Origin of the sequence: Francisella salina, from assembly GCF_000219045.1 — a bacterium.
Taxonomy (GTDB): Bacteria; Pseudomonadota; Gammaproteobacteria; order Francisellales; family Francisellaceae; genus Francisella; species Francisella salimarina.
Window position 1 is genome coordinate 663,232 of the sequence record NC_015696.1, and the last position, 17,183, is coordinate 680,414.

A 17,183-nucleotide genomic window follows, 5' to 3' on the forward strand; every position below is an offset into this window, starting at 1 on the left:
TAAAAAACCTGAGAATAAGAATAATTTATCTATACATTAGCTAATTGAATGAAATATTACAAGTATAGAAGTTTATATAGTTTGAAGTTATCCGCTGATAGGCTCTTTTTGAGGTTCTATTAGTATTTCATTTATGGCAACATTTTTAGGTTGATTCATCGCAAAAATTATTGTCTCAGCTATTTGTTGTGGCTGTATGAAATTATCTGAATCATCGCTAGCATATTTTTTGACAGCCTCACTATCTGTAGACATGTTTTGCAGTGGAGTAGCAACATTACCAGGCTGGATGTTGATAATTCTGACATTTTTATCAATTAACTCCAAACGAATTGCTCTAAGTGTATATTCCATAAAAGCCTTTGAACCTGAGTAAATTGCTAGACCTGGAAAGGCTTGCCTAGCAGCATCAGATGTTATGTTGATTAGCATGCCTTTATTTTTGATTAGTGATGGTAGTACAGAGTATAAAAGATTAGTAAATCCTATGACATTAGTATTTATGGTAGTTATCCATTCTTGGTAATTTCTATTCTCTATACATTGATAATACATAACACCTGCGCAGTTAATGACATAATCAAATTCACCAAAGTTATCTATACTTTGGTTTATAAAACTTTCTACTTGAATTAAATTCTGGATATCTACTGATTGAAAAAATACATTATCACCTTGAATATCAATTTCACGACGCGAGCATAAAGATATTTTCATTTGCTTTTCTCTGCATGCATTAGCAATAGCTTTACCCATACCACTAGAGGCACCGACTATTAATACATGTTTATTTGTAAGTAAGCTCATCTTTACCTCCTAGAAAAATATTATTTATATATTCAGCAGTTATTTTTGGATAATTGATATTGATTTCTTTCATGATTCTTTGGTAATTGGTTCTATCATAGTTACATATTGATGAGTCGATATTTAGCTTATCTTTTGCTAAGAATTTTGTTGAGCCATCTATAATAGCATCAAGCCAATTATTATATTCGATAGTTTCATAATTGAAACATTTAGCTAATATGTTTGCGTTAAGAAAATTTTTGTTAGTAATATTAAGGATGTTGTAGTCTGGTTTAGTCAATATAAGATGTTCTACAATCTTAGTTATATGATCTACTGGAGTCATTTCTAAGTTTATATTTTGAGGTACTTTTTTCTGAGTAATTATTTCTTTTAGTAGTAACCAGTTCGTATCAGACTTATTTATATAGCTAGGTGTTTGAGGTGAGATATTTCCTAGTCTTAAAACACTTGCATTAAGACCTTTTTCAATCATTTTATGAACAAGTTTTTCTGCTGCCCACTTTGTTTGCGAGTAGCCAGACTCTAGTGATTCAATCCAATTAATGGAATTAGATTCATCAAAAACTTTATTTAGATGTAATGGAAATATTCCATTAGTGGATATGTATATTAAATGTTTACTCTTATTAGTAAGACAAAAATCAATACAATGTGCTGTTCCATCAAGATTGCTTGGTTTCAAAGCATTATAAGGTAATAGTAGGTTAACAGATGCTGCTGTATGAATAACAGTATTTATCTCTTTAGATAGGTCTAACCATTTTTTACTATCTAAATCAAAGTTTGTTTTAGTAATATCTCCATTTAAATATACTATTTTTGAGTTTGTTTTAACGTCGAGTTTTTTAAGAGTTTTTTCGACTCTTTGTCTTGCTTGGTTTTTATCTGTAGCTCTTACCAAACAGTAAATTGTTTGTATTTTCTCATTTGATATTAATTGAGCTACAAGGTGAGAACCTAAAAATCCTGTTGTGCCTGTCAATAAGATATTTCCAGTATTTGTAGAGGGTAAATCTTCGCAAATATTTGATTTTATTGTGGTTGTGAATTTATTAATGTCATCTAAGATCTCTTGGGTTATCTTTTGTTTTGTTGAGGATTGATTATTTGTTACTAGATTATAACTATCTTGCAAAGAACTTTTTTCAACAAAATTGCTGATACTAATATCAAAGCCAAACTCTTTTAGATTACTTATAAGTAACATTGCAGATAAGGATGATCCACCAAGCTCAAAAAAACAGCTTGTTTGAGATATATCATCCTCAGATATATTTAAAATATTTGACCATAGTCTTTTATAGTCTTGTAAATTATTGATTGCTTGAACTTCTTGAGTTTCAATGATTAAATCGTCATATTTAATACTATTTCTATCAAGCTTGTTTGAATATCTATTAAGAGGTATTTCATCGAGTAGAACAATATATTTAGGGAGCATGTAGTGAGCTAGATGAGGAGCAATTTTGTCTAGTAGTTTTTTAGAAGGCTTATTGTTATCTTTTAGATTCCATTGTTGGCGAAAAGTATCTTGATTCTCTTTGGGGATCTCTAAATATGCAATCAGTGATTCTGACATTCTTGTAGCACCAGTTTTATCGACTATACAGTGCATTATGTCAAGTTTATCCTTAATAACAGATTCAATAAATGGTAGTGAAAGGGTATAACCTCTTAGTTTAATAATATAATCACATCGACCATATATTGTTATTAACTGTCCATCATCTGATAGCTTGCCAAAATCTCCAGTTTTATAAAGTCGCTTTTTGATTGGACTATTTGCTGCGGTGATAAATCTTTCTGCATTCAGATCTGGTCTATTGATGTATTCATTAGCTAATCCTATAGAGTGGATATAGACTTCTCCTTTTTGACCATTTTTAACTATTTCTTTATTCTCATTAAGCACAACAGCATCAACCTTTGGTAGTACATGACCAACAGGTACAATGCCATCTTCTTCTAAATATTTATCATTTGGGTGTAATTTATATACAGCAACATCGTGACATTCAGATATCGAATATAGATTATATATATCTGTGGAGCTCATGAATTTCTCTAGTTTGTATTGTAACCAGCTAGAAACTACTTCACCATTTAACCAGCATGTATCAATATCATGAAATATTTCTATTGCAGTATCTTCAGAGCTTGATAATAAAGTTTCAAGATACGAAGGTGTAAAAAGAATCTCATTAATCTTCTTGTTTTTGATATATTTTGCAAGAGCTTTAAAATCATAAAGAACTGTATCTGGAATTATATTAGTTCTTCCACCTTTTAATAAAGGTCTAAAAGCTTCCCAGAGATAGTAAATATTACAACCAATCGAACTACTATTATCATATGGTTTGATAGTTTCTCTAATCCTATACGATTCTAGGATTGCTCTATGAGATATTGAGATGCCTTTATTTTTGCCTGTAGTACCCGATGAGTATACTAGCCAAAAATCTTTTTCTGGATCTGTGTTTATATCAGTAGGTACTTGAATCTTAGAGTCATCACATTTTGAGATGATACTTATATAATTTATACATTTAACTGATTTAATATCTGGTATCTCATCACATAGGATTAGGTCTGAGTTTGTGTCGTTAATAATATCTTTAAGCAAAGGTAAAGGAAATGATTTATCTAACTGTACGCAACTTGCTCCTATACTTGATACTGCTAAAAAGGCAATAATAATTTCATATCGTTTTGAACTATATATAGAGATTATACTATTATGATTATAGCCATTTTCTGACAAGTATCTCGCTAGATTTATAATTTGGTTAGCTGTTTGCTGATATGTAAGCTCAATGTTTTCATCAGTAATAGCTATATTATTAGGTGTTTGTTTAGCTTGTATAAAAAAGCAATTACTAAGAGTGTTCGGAATCACTATTTTAAGAGTGTTTATCTGAGTATTAATAACTATGTTAAATGATTTGACTGATGAAGATAAGTAAAGAATCAAAAAATGCTCATTTTATTAATATTTATGGAAGCTATTGTTATGAACTAAATATAATTATAAATTATCAAACTTACAAAAATTAGTTTACAATAAGGTTAGGAAGAAGATAGTTTTCTTTGAATAATGATAGATAAAAGTGGGTATCGAGCAAATGTAGCGATAGTTTTACTAAATAGACAAAATAGAGTGTTTTGGGGTCAAAGAAAGAGTAGAACTTCATGGCAATTTCCTCAAGGTGGAGTCGCAGTGGGTGAGACACCTTTGCAAGCGATGTATAGGGAATTGTATGAAGAGATAGGTTTACGCCCTCATGATGTTGAAGTGATTGCATCTACTAGAGACTGGTTTAAGTATGACATTCCTGATTCGTTGGTAAGAAGTCGTGAGCCGGTATGTATAGGGCAGAAGCAAAAATGGTTTTTACTAAGGTTAAAAACTTCAGAAAATAATATTAACTTGGAGGCTAACGACTCGCCTGAGTTTGATAATTGGCGATGGGTAAGTTATTGGTATCCAATAAATCATGTGGTTTACTTTAAGCAAGAGGTTTATAGAAAAGCTTTGACCTATTTCAAAGAATATATAAATTGATTATTTGTTCAATCTTTTGTTTTCAACAAATGCTTTCGACCATAAGTAGGTAAAAATACCTATGTATCCAGCAAGAATTACGTCAGAAATGAAATGGTCTAATATAATAATTCTACTAGCAGCAACAAAACAGCATATTACCAAAGCTATGACAGTGATAAATTTTTTATCAAAAAAGTTGGCTATCGCAAGTAAGCCAGCAAAAGTTAATGCTGTATGGCCAGATGGCATAGAGTTATAGGCCTTTTTAAGAGAGAAAAAGTGAAATCCATATCTATTATCAAAAAGTAACATTTCTGGTCTGTATCTTGCTAGTATGATTTTTATTATGGTAGTAATTATAATAGTCATTATCAAAGTTAATGACATAATATAAAGCTTCTCTGAAGGGTTTTTGGTTATATGCTTATATATACAAATTAGTGTTACTATAATTGCAAGTATAGCCCAAACCTTAGGGGAGAATACTTTAGATGTCATAGCAGCTACTGTACTAATTCCAGTGCCAAAAAAGTCACTAGTATGTATAAAGTTTGCTACTTTTATATCTAAGAAGCTATAACTGAGTGATACAACGATTAATGTTACGATACCGTATAAAAAAGTTCTTTTTGCAAGCTTACAATCAAGACATTTCATAGCTAAATTTATTCAAAATTACCAAATTAGTTGATAAAGTATAATACTATTGTAAGTAATTTTAAATACTAAGATGTTTGATCAGGGCTGGTATAAAAAAGCTAAGCATATAAAAAGTCCTAACTTTAATCAAAGACCTAATGGTGATGATATCAGTCTAGTAGTTATACATTGTATAAGTTTACCAGAAGGTGAGTATGATAATACTAATGTTGAGAAGCTTTTTACCAACAAGCTTGATTGTAAACAACATGAGAGCTTCTTGAGTTTGCAAGGTGTTGAGGTATCAGCACATTTTTATATTAGAAGAGATGGTGATGTAATACAGTTTGTATCCGTGGCTGATAGGGCTTGGCATGCTGGAGTAAGTCAATTCAATGGTCAAGAAGGATGTAATGATTTTTCGATAGGGATAGAGCTGCAAGGCACTGATAGTAGTTTGTATAGTCAACAGCAATATGAGTCGCTCAATATTTTATTAAAAGATTTACAACAAAGTTATCCAAGCTTGATTGATATTGCAGCTCATAGTGATATTGCTCCTGGTAGAAAAACAGATCCAGGTAGTTTTTTTGAATGGGAAAAAGTAGATTTTAAGTCTAAAGGAGGTCGCAGAGATGAGTAGAGAACAACAGTTAATAGATTTGTTGTACAAAGAAGTTGTGCCAGCAGAAGGCTGTACAGAGCCAGTTGCTTTGGCGTATTGTGCTGCAAAAACAAGAGATGTGCTAGGGCATATACCTGATAGGATAGATGTTTTTGCCTCTGGTAATATGATTAAAAATGTAAAAAGCGTAACTGTACCGAATAGTGGTGGAATGATTGGTATAGAAGCCTCTGTTGCAATGGGTACAATCGCAGGCAATGCAGCTAAAGAGCTTATGGTTATTTCTGGAGTGACTGATGCAGAGTTACCAAAAGTACAGAAATATTTAGATAAAGATTGCATTAAAGTGTTTAATGCATCTGTACCCGTAAAATTATATATACGTATAGAAGCATATCACAACGAAGATAAGGTTGTGGTTGAGTTTAAATATACACATACAAATATTACTCTAATCAAAAAGAATGATGAAGTTATTTATGAAGTTAATGATGAAGATAATAAGAGTAATCTTGTTGATGAAATAATTTCTAAATTTTCAATTAAAGAGATTTATGGAATCGCATTACAATTAGATACATCTAAAATTAGTGATATGTTAGATAAAATTGTTAAAGATAACTCTAATATATCTAATGAAGGCTTAGCTCATCAGTACGGTATCCAAACAGGTAGAAATATTCGTTCAGGAATTGATAACGGTTTCTATGGTGATGATATCCGTAATCGTGCGGCAGCTGCAGCATCGGCTGGAAGTGACGCTAGGATGGGCGGTTCGGCTTTGCCTGTGATGACAGCTGCAGGTAGTGGTAATATAGGTTTAACATTATCTTTACCATTGATCGAATTTGCTAAGTCAAGAGGTAAGTCTCAAGATAAGCTTTATCAAGCTTTATTTTTTGCAATTGTATCAACGGTTTATATAAAGTCACGTATCGGTAGACTATCTGCGTTATGTGGTCCTACATGCGCATCAGCAGGAATTGCTGGTGGTCTTGCAATGATGCTAGAACTATCGGAAGAAAAAGTTGAGAAATCTATTATTAATGCCTTAGCAGGAATTATTGGTATTATGTGTGATGGCGCTAATTCATCATGCTCTATTAAGATAGCAAACTCCGTATATGCAGCGTTTGATGCTGTAAATGCTGCAATGCTTGGTAATACGGTAACTCCACATGACGGTATTGTTGGTGATGATGTAGAAGATACTATCAAAAATATTGCAATATTGGCTACGGGCAAAGGAATGAATGAAACAGATGATGCTATCTTAGGGGTGATGACAGGAAGATTAGCTGAAGTTTGCAAATAAATTGCAGAATTTATTCAATTTCAGCTTTATCACCATGATTTTCAAGCCAATCACGACGGTCTTTGGCTCTTTTTTTCGCCAAAAGCATATCTAAAATTTCAGCATCATCATAAGTATTAGAAACTGTAAGCTGTAAAAGTCTTCTCGATGAAACATCCATTGCAGATTCACGTAATTGGATAGGATTCATCTCGCCAAGACCTTTGAAACGCATGATATTTATTTTGCCAGTTAGTTTAGAATTTTCAGCTAAGATTTTTTCTTTTTCATTTTCATCAAGAGCATAAAAGGTATTCTTACCAATATCAACTCTAAATAGTGGTGGTTGGGCTATATAAATGTGTCCACATTCAATAAGTTTTTTAAAATGTTTAAGAAACATGGCACATAAAAGAGTGGCAATATGCAGACCATCAGAGTCAGCATCGGCGAGGATACAGATCTTATTATATCTTAAACCAGAGATGTCTTCGCTATCTGGATCAACACCAATTGCTGTAGCGATGTTATGAACTTCTTGAGAGTTCATAATGGTATCTGCATCAAGCTCCCAGCTGTTTAGGATTTTACCTTTAAGAGGTAGGACGGCTTGAAAATTTTTATCACGAGCTTGTTTAGCGGAGCCTCCAGCGGAATCACCTTCTACTATAAAAAGTTCAGTAGAACTAACATCAGAGCTGATACAGTCTGTAAGCTTGCCGGGTAACCGAATTGAAGTATTCATAATACGCTTACGAGCTGTTTTTTTATCAGCGTTGATTCTTTTTTGAGCAACACTATTAATATTTTCAATAATTTGACGCGCTTCTTCAGGATTTTGGTTTAGCCATATTGTTAGTAAATCTTTGACAGCAGTGGCTACAAATGATGTTACATCCTTATTGGAAAGTTTCTCTTTTGTTTGTCCTGCAAATTGAGGATTTGTTATTTTTACTGATATTACGTAGTTTAATTTAGCAAAGGAATCATTAGCTGTAACTTTGATGTTCTTTGCTCCAAGAGAGTTTTTTTCAATATACGCCTTAATTGCATCATAAACTCCATTTTTCAGACCTGTAACATGTGTACCATCTTGTGGTGTTGGAATTAGATTAACATAACTATTTTTGATGCTTTCTAAAGGATCTTCACACCAGCAAAATACAGCATCTAAATAAGAATCACCATTTGAAAAATTATCTATCATAAAAGGCTCAAGAGGAAGTGTTTCAGCCTCTAATTTATGATCAAGATAACCTTTTAACCCTGTTTCAAAATGCCATGTAATCCTTTCTTTTTTTATTTCATTTAAATATTTAATTGTAAGAGCTTTACATAGTATGGCTTTGGCTTCCAAGAGATTTTTAAGAGCTTTGATATTAACTTTGATATCATCAAAATATTTTTTGTTAGGCCAAAATCTAATTTTAGTACCAGTATTTTTTTTACCAACGCTATCAATGATCTCTAAATCTTTAGTTTTTAGACCATCTTCAAAAGTTATTTGATAAACATTACCATCACGTTTGATTTCTGCTTCAAGTTTGCTTGACAGAGCATTGACAACGGACACCCCAACTCCATGAAGACCACCTGAGTGAGTATAGTTTTTGTTACTAAATTTACCACCTGAATGTAGTTTGGTCATAATAAGCTCAATCCCAGACATTTTATGCTCAGGATGAATATCTACAGGCATACCTCGACCATCGTCAGCAACTTCTATACTGTTATCATTATATAGAGTGATATTTATTTTACTGGCATGTCCCGCTAGAACCTCATCAACACTGTTATCAACAATCTCTTGTATAAGGTGATTCGGGTTTTCAGTATTTGTATACATACCTGGTCTTTTTTTTACAGGATCTAATCCTGTGAGGACCTCGATAGATTTAGCATTATAATTTTGCATTTATAAATTATTAAATATTTGAAATATATTACTTAGAGTAGATTCTATCATATAATTATTTTAATTCGTAAGCCTAAGACTATAAAGGCTTTGGATATTTACTTCTTAAGGAAGTAACAACTATAAGGGAAGAATATTATTAGTCCAATAAGTGGTAGCAATACAAAAGCAAAAGCTAAAGTAAATTCACTACCAAAATGAATTTGACTAATTACAGCAGTTGTGATTGAAGCGATTCCCATCTGCATAAACCCCATGACTGAAGATGCAGCACCAGCAGTAGTAGTAAAGTTTTCTAAAGCTATTGGTGTTAATAAGGGTACACTGAATGATACACCTGTGAATGTGAGAGAAAGAACACCGGTTAAAGCTATAGAAAGAGTTAGTCCTGATAATTTTTGGAAGGCATAAATAAAGAGTATTCCTGATATCAAAGTACAAAGCATACCAAAATTAACTAGATGCTTGTATGCTATTACGCGACTTAATTTTGAGCAAATAATTGATCCTAATACTACTGCTGTAACCATAATTGTAAGTAAGTATAGGAAATTAGCTTTTTCAAGTTTCAATATATTTATAAATATATCTGGAGCTGTAACTAAACATGCGTATATCACACTAATATTTATTCCTAATACAAAGGTTGCGAAGAAGAATTGATGATCCTTAAAAAGAGAGAAGTAGTTCTGAAAGAATGATTTGATAGTCAGTGCATCCATGTTTTTTTCCTTGACAGTTTCTGGGAAAAAAAGTGCTACTTTGATAAATAATAATGTAGCTGCGACTAGTAGGATCCAAAAAATTAAGTTAGGACTAAGAAATACTCCTAAAACTGCGCCAAACGCTGGAGCTAAAGCAAAAGCGATATTCATAATAGCAAATATAGCACCCTGTTCATTAACTTTGAAAGCATCTTTAACAGCGACTGTTGCTATAACCCCTCCAGCTGCAGCACCAAACCCTTGTAGTAATCTTGCATAAATTAGAGTATCAATATTTGTACTAAGTAAACATATTATTGAGCTAATGATAAAAAAGCTTGAGCCTACTAGCATTACAGGCTTACGTCCAAATCTATCTGAAAATGGACCATATAGAAGTTGGCTAACTGAGTAACCAAGTAAATAAGAAGTGATGGTTAGTTGTACGTGTGGATAATCAGTACCTAAAATAGTTTTGATCTCTGGTAACGCAGGAGCATAAATAGTATCGCCAAAAGGTCCTAGTGAAACCATTAGTATTAGAATAAAAATTGATGGTCTTATACCTTTATACATTAGTCAGAGTCGCCTTTACTAAAATCACCAATAATTATAGTAGCATTTTTACCTTTTGGTGTAGGTTGTACTTTGTTGGATGTAACAACTCCTTCAGCTATTGAAGAGTCAGTATTTTCATTTTTCTCAGCCTTTGTTGAGGTATTTGATACCGGGGTTGAGTTTATCATTTCTTGATTTGCTGGGTTTTGTATATCTTTAGTGCTTGTAGCAGTAGTAGCAGGATTTGAGTCAGTATCGTTTTTGCTGGTTTTATTAGAATCTACTTTTTTGTCTGGTAGAGCTTTTGGAGAGCTTTCAATAGAGCCTGATTTTGGTTGTTCTAGAGGATATATGAATTTGACATTTTTGCCCCTGTTGACTTTGTAGTCGCCAAGGATATTTTCATAAATAACTCTATCACTATGAGCATCGACTAAGTATGTTGTTCCACTGTCAGCTTCTATCAGTATACCTTTTTCAGTTGGAACCAGCTGTCCTGAAATTCCATAATCAAAAAAGTCACTTTTAGGTGTAAGTTTGTATCTACCTAAGTAATCTCCATTCAATGAGTTAAAGAAATGTAGGAAGCCTTGATAGTCAGCAACTACTATTAATCCTTTGTAATAAATGGGAGCAGTTATTTTACGCCATTCTAGTGTACTTTGGGTCCAGACAGTATCCCCTGTTTGGATATCATAAGCCTTGAGTTCGCTATTGGCTTGTGCTGTGAAAATCACACCGTTGTTGATAGCCATATTATTGATTATAGAGGCTTTCTTTGCCCAAAGCATTTTGCCAGTATCTTTGTCTAGAGCTACAATAGCACCTTGAAAAGCAGCGAAAATCAGGTAGTTACCGTATAGCATTGGATTAGCTGTAATATCAACCATTTTGTCAGCTGGGGACGAGCCATGTGCTATGGCAACAGGTAGGTTAATAGTTCTATCGCCACTTTCTAAAGTGAAGCCTAATACTGTACCAAAAGCAGACCCCACCATCACGGTGTCATTAAGTATGATGGGCGATGAGTCACTTGGTAGAGTTATCTCTGGTATGTTATTCGTTACATTCCATACTTTGGATCCATTTGTGGCATCAAAAGATGTTACGGAACCATCATGAGTATGAGTATATAAATGATTACTATATATTGTTGGTTGAGAAAAAATGCTACTTGGAGCATCAGTACGCCATAGTATTTTTCCATCTTTTTGATCAACAGCAGTTAATACACCTTTTACAGACCCAAAAATTACTGCATTTGCTATCGTGTTTGGTTGTGACGATAGTATGGTACCAGTATCATGTTTCCAAACTATTTTACCGTCTGTAATTGATAAACCATAGGCTACACCGTTTTGGTTGGGGACAAATACTGTATTATTTGCATAAGTAGGGGATACATTATAAATGGGTAGTCCACCGTTGCCATTACCTGTTTTTCTACTCCATTTGACTTTTACTTTTGCTTCCTTAGGAGGTTTTTCAGCAAGCGGGGTTGGTGGAGGAACATTACTTGTAGAACAGCTAGTAGCTAATAATGATAGTAGCAATGGAACTATTACTAGAAATAATTTTTTCATGATTAATTGGCGTTATTTAGAAGTTGAGTAATTATTTGCTTGAATTCAGGTGAACTGTTAGGATCTTTTAGAGCTTTGTTCCAAGCTTCTGATGCTTTAGCTTTATCTTTTTTCTCACTATAAGCTTCGCCTAATAACATTAACGGGTATGCATTGCTATCTAGAGAGCTAATGCTTTGAAGCGTACTGATAGCTTTATCTGGGTCATTACTGGATATGTATAGTTTAGCAAGTCTAACTTTTGTAATATCAGTTAAGCTATCATCAGGGTTGCTTTGGACACTCTGTTGTAATACATCAATAGCTTTAGGAAGGTTGGATATATTAATATTGAAACTCTTAGTATCTAGATCTGTTGGAGCCATATATAAATCTGCTAATTGCCAACTAGCAAATATTCCAAAACTAGTATTTGAATAGTTTTTTGTTACCTCTTCAAATTTTGATATCTTTATACTTGTCGGAGATTTTGGATTTTCGTTTGCAATCAGAGCTCTTTGGTACATATCAGATGCAGCAAACATCTTTTTTTCATTATTCGAGTTATAAAATTGTAAAATTATAGCGCAGATGATAGCTACAATTATTATGCCCGCTATAGTATAGAGAGCTTGACTTTGTTTTTTAGATAGATTTTTCATAATTAATTAGCGTCTACAAATTAAGTTTGTTTATAGTAAACTTACAACATCTTAACATAAAAGTTGCCAACGTTCTAAGTTTATTGATTAGATTGGAATGTAATGTTCGAGTCTTTTATGTTAGAATATTAATTTATTTTTCTAAGTTTAATTACTAGTTATTTACATTTAAAAATTATTTGAACATGGCATTAATATCTTTAGCAATTGATTATAAAAAATCCCCAATAGAAGTTCGTAGTGAGTTTGCACTTTCAGGGCTTGATGTATCGATGTTATATAAATCAATATCAGCAATAGATAATGTCATCCATGCGGTTATTCTATCAACATGTAATCGTACTGAAGTATATCTTGAAATAACAGATCTAAGAGTCGTTGATGATGTCTTGGTTTGGTGGCAAGGGTATGTTAGGAATCCAGATTTCAAAATAAGAGATTATTTTAAATTACGTCAAGGTACAGAAGTAATTATGCACTTGATGAAACTAGCTTGTGGCTTGGAATCTATGGTTTTAGGAGAGCCACAGATATTAGGACAAGTTAAGGATTCATATACTCTTAGTAAAAAAAATCATGCTATAGGTAAAGAATTAGATAGAGTTTTTCAGAAAGTTTTTGCAACTGCTAAAAAAGTTCGTAGTGAAACTAGAATAGGGCATTGTCCAATATCTGTAGCATTCTCAGCAATTAGCTTAGCTAAAAAGCAATTGGATAATATTTCTGCTAAAAATGTGCTCATAATAGGTGCTGGTCAAACAGGAGAGCTTTTATTTCGACACGTAACAGCTCTTAATCCTAGGCATATTATGCTAGCTAATAGAACTATAGAGAAGGCCGAAAAAATTACATCTAATTTTAGTAATGCTAGTGCCTATTATTTATCAGATTTGTCTAAACTAATTAAAAAAGCCGATATTATAATTGCAGCAGTTAATGTTACTGAGTACATAGTTAAATGTGAAGATGTAGGAGAAAAGCCAAGAGTTTTTATTGATATTTCTATACCGCAGGCATTAGATCCTAAACTTGGAGATCTAGAGCAAAATGCGTATTACTGTGTCGATGATATTAATAGTGTTATAGAAGGCAATAAAGATAAAAGAAAGCATGAGAGCTCAAGAGCTCAAAAAATTATCGTAAAATCATTAGAAGATTATCTAGAAAAAGAAAAGGTAATTATTTCTAATAGTGCTATTAAGGAACTGTTTCAGAAAGCTGATGGTTTAGTGGATTTATCATTAGAAAAAAGCTTAGCAAAAATAAGAAATGGTAAGGATCCTGAAGAAGTACTAAAGAGATTTGCTTATGAAATTAAAAAGAAAGTATTACACTATCCTGTTGTTGGCATGAAAGAGGCTTCTAAGCAGGGTAGAAGTGACTGTCTTGTATGTATGAAACGAATGTTTGGTTTAAATGTGGAAAAGTAAATGAAAGATTCTATTAAAGTAAAACTACAGAGTTTGATAGAAAGACATGAAGAGGTTAGTGTTCTTTTGGGTGAGGCTGACGTTATTTCAGATCAGAATAAGTTTAGAGATTTATCGAAAGAGTATTCTCATCTTGAACCTATTGTAAAGGCATTTAAGGAATATACGCAAGCTCTTGAAGATAAAGAAGCTGCTTATGAAATGTTAAATGAGAAAGATGCCGAACTTGTTGAAATGGCAAAAGAAGAGTTAAAGTCAGCTAATGAGGCTATCGAAAGACTTGAGGACGAATTGCAGATACTTCTTTTACCTCGTGATCCAAATGATGACGCTAATATATTCTTGGAAATTAGAGCTGGAACAGGTGGAGATGAAGCATCGATATTCTCTGGAGATTTGTTTAAGATGTATTCAAAATATGCTGAGCAAAGAGGTTGGAAAATAGAAGTTATTTCAGCTAGTGAAGGAGAGCATGGCGGCTATAAAGAAATTATCTCAAAGATAAATGGTGATGGTGTATATTCTCAGTTGAAGTTTGAATCTGGTGCCCATAGAGTGCAAAGGGTTCCAGCTACAGAGTCTCAAGGTAGAATCCATACCTCAGCATGTACTGTTGCAGTTATGCCTGAAGCAGATGAGGTTGAGGGAATTGATATAAGTCCTGCTGATATTAAAGTTGACACTTTTAGAGCATCTGGAGCAGGGGGACAGCACGTCAACAAGACTGACTCAGCAATTAGAATTACACATATCCCAACAGGTGTAGTTGTTGAATGCCAAGATCAAAGATCACAGCATAAAAATCGTGCAGCTGCAATGTCAATGCTTAAGTCAAAACTTCTACAAGCAGAGATTGATAAACAACAAAAAGAGCAATCTGATACACGTAAGAATCTAGTAGGTAGTGGTGATAGATCTGAGAGAATTAGAACGTATAACTATCCTCAAGGTAGAGTTACTGACCATCGTATTAACTTAACTCTTTATAAACTTGATGAGGTTATGGAAGGAAGCCTAGATAGTATTATCCAGCCATTAATCTTAGAGCATCAAGCTGATCTTCTAGCAACTATGTCAGATGAGTAATATCTCAATATCTAAACTGTTAGCTTCAGCTGTAGCTAAATTTCCTCAAAGTGACTCATCAATAAAATATGATCTACAAATGATTATTTGCGATGTTTTGAGTGTTGATAAGACTTATCTTTATCTAAATTCTGATAAGCAGTTAGATAATGCCATACTTACAAAAATAAATGGGAAAATTTTACGTCTTTTAGCGGGCGAGCCATTAGCTTATATTCTTGGTTATAAATATTTTTGGAATCAAAAGCTATATGTAACTAAAGATACTCTTATACCCCGAGCAGATACTGAAGTTATAGTTGCTGCAGTGTTAGATGATATACAAGATAATAATGCTCAACTAAAAATATTAGATCTTGGTACGGGCTCTGGCGCGATTGCTTTAGCTTTGGCCGATGAGCTCCTTAAGAGTCAAGTTGTGGCTGTTGATTTATACTCTAAGACTCTAGATGTTGCTAAAAAAAATGCTCACGCCAATAATATTACTAATGTTAAATTTATGCAAAGTAGTTGGTATGAAAATTTAGATGCGACTAAGTTTGACATCATTGTATCAAATCCACCATATATAGATATTGACGATGCTAATGTTGATGATAGTGTTAGAGAGCATGAACCATCAAAAGCTTTATTTGCAGCAGATAGTGGCTTAGCAGATATTAGAATAATTATATCCCAAGCAAGTAGTTTTCTAAAGCAAGGAGGATATTTATATATAGAGCATGGCTTCACGCAAGCGGATGATATAGCAAGTATATTTTCTCAGTATAGTTTTTGTGACATTCAGACTATTAAAGATTTAAATCATAAAGATAGGTGTACAAAAGCTAGGTTTTGTGGTTATTTATGATACGGATGACCTTCTAATATTGTATAGGCTCTATATAACTGTTCAGCAATAATGATACGTACTAGAGGATGAGGGAAAGTCATTTTTGATATGGATATTCTCTCTTTAGCAATATTTTTGATACTTTGATCTATACCATCTGGTCCACCAATTAAAATCACAACATTTGGATGGTTAAACTTCCAATTTTGCATTTTTTCAGCTAGTTCTTCCGTTGAAATTATTTTAGAGTTAACATCAAGAATTACTAAGTGATCAGAGTCACTAAGTTTAGTAAGGATAGTTTTAGCTTCTTGTTCTATCCAAAGTTTGGGATTACCAGTTTTAGTTCGTTTAGCTATTGGTAATTCAATCAGTTCAAGCGGGATTGATTTGCTTAGGCGTTTTTTGTATTCATCGTAACCGTCACTAACCCATTTGGGTGGTTTTTCTCCTAAAGAGAGTATTCTAATTTTCATAAACTATCTCGTAAAGCACATAAGATTTTCATTTGAAAGTTCTGGACTATATTTATAGTTAGCTATATTGAAGTTTTTAATATCACTGATATTTTCTATTCTATTTTCAAGAATGTACCTTGTCATTAAGCCACGTGCTTTTTTAGCATGAATCCCTATAGTCTTATATGTGCCATTTTTATTCTCCTTAAAATCAATATTTAACCACTTTGCATCTAACGATTTTTTATCTATTGCTTGGGAATATTCATTAGAAGCAAGGTTTATCAAAACTTTATTTTGTTGCTGGCTAAAGTATTCATTTAATTGAGCAGTAATCTTATCTTGCCAATACTTATATAGAATTTCTCCATCAATTTTAGTTTTTGTACCCATTTCTAATCTATAAGCTTGCATTAAATCAAGAGGGCGTATCAGTCCATACAGTCCAGATAACATCAAAAGATGATTTTGAGCATATTCGATAGTTTCTTTATCTAGTGTATCTGCCTCAAGACCTTTATAAACGTCTCCACTAAATGTAAAAATAGCAGCTTTTGAATTTGATTCGTTATAACTCTTAGGGTCAAAGTTATTATGTTTAGTAAATACTTCTTCAGCTAGTTTGGGACTAATTTTCATTAGCTTTTCAATCTCGTCAACCTCATAGTGTTTAAGGGTATTTATAAGCTTAGTTATCTGATCTTTGAATATTGGCTGTGTAAATTGATATTTTGCTGTTGCGGTTTCAAAATTTTGACTTTTAGCAGGCGATATAACTATTATCATGATATTTGTCGAATTTAACTATTTTTGATAATAATACCAATTTATCTTAGATAATGGAATTTGCTTTGTTAGCTTGTAATTTTAGGATATATCTAGTAATATACCTAACGCTGACTTGGTTTCCACGCAATGATAGATTGTGAACCCCGCCAGGTCCGGAAGGAAGCAACGGTAACTTTTGATTCATGTGCCGTGTCAAGGCTAAGTCAGCACTTTTTAGAAAAAGTCAGTATTTTTGATCAGAAATTATATATAATAGTTTTCTATTATGTAAA

The 17,183-nt window shown here is 32.9% G+C and carries 15 protein-coding genes and 1 other RNA gene; 7 read left to right on the top strand and 9 right to left on the bottom strand.

All coding sequences use genetic code 11. The features are described from left to right. Positions 1–87: 87 nt before the first annotated feature. Together F7308_RS03290 and F7308_RS03295 are read right to left on the bottom strand one after the other, a co-directional pair. A complete protein-coding gene (locus F7308_RS03290) occupies positions 88–807 on the bottom strand; it encodes an SDR family oxidoreductase (protein ID WP_013922427.1) in 720 nt (239 codons plus the stop codon). Then, positions 788–3,709, bottom strand: coding sequence for an SDR family oxidoreductase (locus F7308_RS03295; protein WP_013922428.1), 2,922 nt, complete (start codon positions 3,707–3,709; stop codon positions 788–790). The genes F7308_RS03290 and F7308_RS03295 overlap by 20 nt, the downstream gene beginning before the upstream one ends. A 198-nt stretch (positions 3,710–3,907) precedes the next feature. On the opposite strand from F7308_RS03295, the gene F7308_RS03300 reads away from it, so the two are divergent. Further along, a complete protein-coding gene (locus F7308_RS03300; protein ID WP_013922429.1) occupies positions 3,908–4,375 on the top strand; it encodes an RNA pyrophosphohydrolase in 468 nt (155 codons plus the stop codon). Here the strand turns inward: F7308_RS03300 and F7308_RS03305 are convergent, their stop codons facing one another. Next, a complete protein-coding gene (locus tag F7308_RS03305; RefSeq protein WP_013922430.1) occupies positions 4,376–5,014 on the bottom strand; it encodes a phosphatase PAP2 family protein in 639 nt (212 codons plus the stop codon). Between the two features lie 73 nt (positions 5,015–5,087). On the opposite strand from F7308_RS03305, the gene ampD reads away from it, so the two are divergent. Then, on the top strand, positions 5,088–5,639 hold the full coding sequence (gene ampD / locus F7308_RS03310; protein WP_013922431.1) for a 1,6-anhydro-N-acetylmuramyl-L-alanine amidase AmpD: 552 nt from the start codon (positions 5,088–5,090) through the stop codon (positions 5,637–5,639). Then, complete coding sequence (locus F7308_RS03315; RefSeq protein ID WP_013922432.1) at positions 5,632–6,936, top strand: L-cysteine desulfidase family protein; 1,305 nt, start codon at positions 5,632–5,634, stop codon at positions 6,934–6,936. The genes ampD and F7308_RS03315 overlap by 8 nt, the downstream gene beginning before the upstream one ends. Positions 6,937–6,946: 10 nt before the next feature. Here F7308_RS03315 and parE read toward each other — a convergent pair whose 3' ends face one another. From parE to F7308_RS03335, 4 genes are all read right to left on the bottom strand, one after another. Further along, positions 6,947–8,830 (bottom strand): DNA topoisomerase IV subunit B, encoded by a 1,884-nt coding sequence (parE, locus tag F7308_RS03320; protein WP_013922433.1) that lies wholly within the window; start codon positions 8,828–8,830, stop codon positions 6,947–6,949. A gap of 98 nt (positions 8,831–8,928) precedes the next feature. After that, positions 8,929–10,110 (bottom strand): multidrug effflux MFS transporter, encoded by a 1,182-nt coding sequence (locus F7308_RS03325; protein ID WP_013922434.1) that lies wholly within the window; start codon positions 10,108–10,110, stop codon positions 8,929–8,931. Then, positions 10,110–11,675 carry a PQQ-binding-like beta-propeller repeat protein gene (locus F7308_RS03330; RefSeq protein ID WP_013922435.1) on the bottom strand — a complete coding sequence of 522 codons (1,566 nt, stop codon included), beginning with the start codon at positions 11,673–11,675 and terminating at the stop codon, positions 10,110–10,112. The genes F7308_RS03325 and F7308_RS03330 overlap by 1 nt, the downstream gene beginning before the upstream one ends. Positions 11,676–11,677: 2 nt before the next feature. Next, positions 11,678–12,316, bottom strand: coding sequence for a YfgM family protein (locus tag F7308_RS03335; RefSeq protein WP_013922436.1), 639 nt, complete (start codon positions 12,314–12,316; stop codon positions 11,678–11,680). Positions 12,317–12,501: 185 nt separating this feature from the next. On the opposite strand from F7308_RS03335, the gene F7308_RS03340 reads away from it, so the two are divergent. From F7308_RS03340 to prmC, 3 genes are read left to right on the top strand one after another with little or no spacing between them, the layout of a single operon-like run. Further along, positions 12,502–13,746: a glutamyl-tRNA reductase gene (locus tag F7308_RS03340; RefSeq protein ID WP_013922437.1), complete on the top strand. Its 1,245-nt coding sequence runs from the start codon at positions 12,502–12,504 to the stop codon at positions 13,744–13,746. Continuing rightward, positions 13,747–14,832 (top strand): peptide chain release factor 1, encoded by a 1,086-nt coding sequence (gene prfA / locus F7308_RS03345; protein WP_013922438.1) that lies wholly within the window; start codon positions 13,747–13,749, stop codon positions 14,830–14,832. After that, positions 14,825–15,682 (top strand): peptide chain release factor N(5)-glutamine methyltransferase, encoded by an 858-nt coding sequence (gene prmC, locus F7308_RS03350; RefSeq protein ID WP_013922439.1) that lies wholly within the window; start codon positions 14,825–14,827, stop codon positions 15,680–15,682. Before prfA ends, prmC begins: the two co-directional genes overlap by 8 nt. Here prmC and rlmH read toward each other — a convergent pair. Then, positions 15,673–16,140: a 23S rRNA (pseudouridine(1915)-N(3))-methyltransferase RlmH gene (gene rlmH, locus F7308_RS03355; protein ID WP_013922440.1), complete on the bottom strand. Its 468-nt coding sequence runs from the start codon at positions 16,138–16,140 to the stop codon at positions 15,673–15,675. The genes prmC and rlmH overlap by 10 nt on opposite strands. Positions 16,141–16,143: 3 nt before the next feature. Continuing rightward, positions 16,144–16,908 (bottom strand): peroxide stress protein YaaA, encoded by a 765-nt coding sequence (yaaA, locus tag F7308_RS03360; RefSeq protein ID WP_013922441.1) that lies wholly within the window; start codon positions 16,906–16,908, stop codon positions 16,144–16,146. A gap of 113 nt (positions 16,909–17,021) precedes the next feature. Here yaaA and ffs point away from each other — a divergent pair. After that, an RNA gene (gene ffs, locus F7308_RS10005) (signal recognition particle sRNA small type) lies at positions 17,022–17,118 on the top strand. Positions 17,119–17,183: the final 65 nt, after the last annotated feature.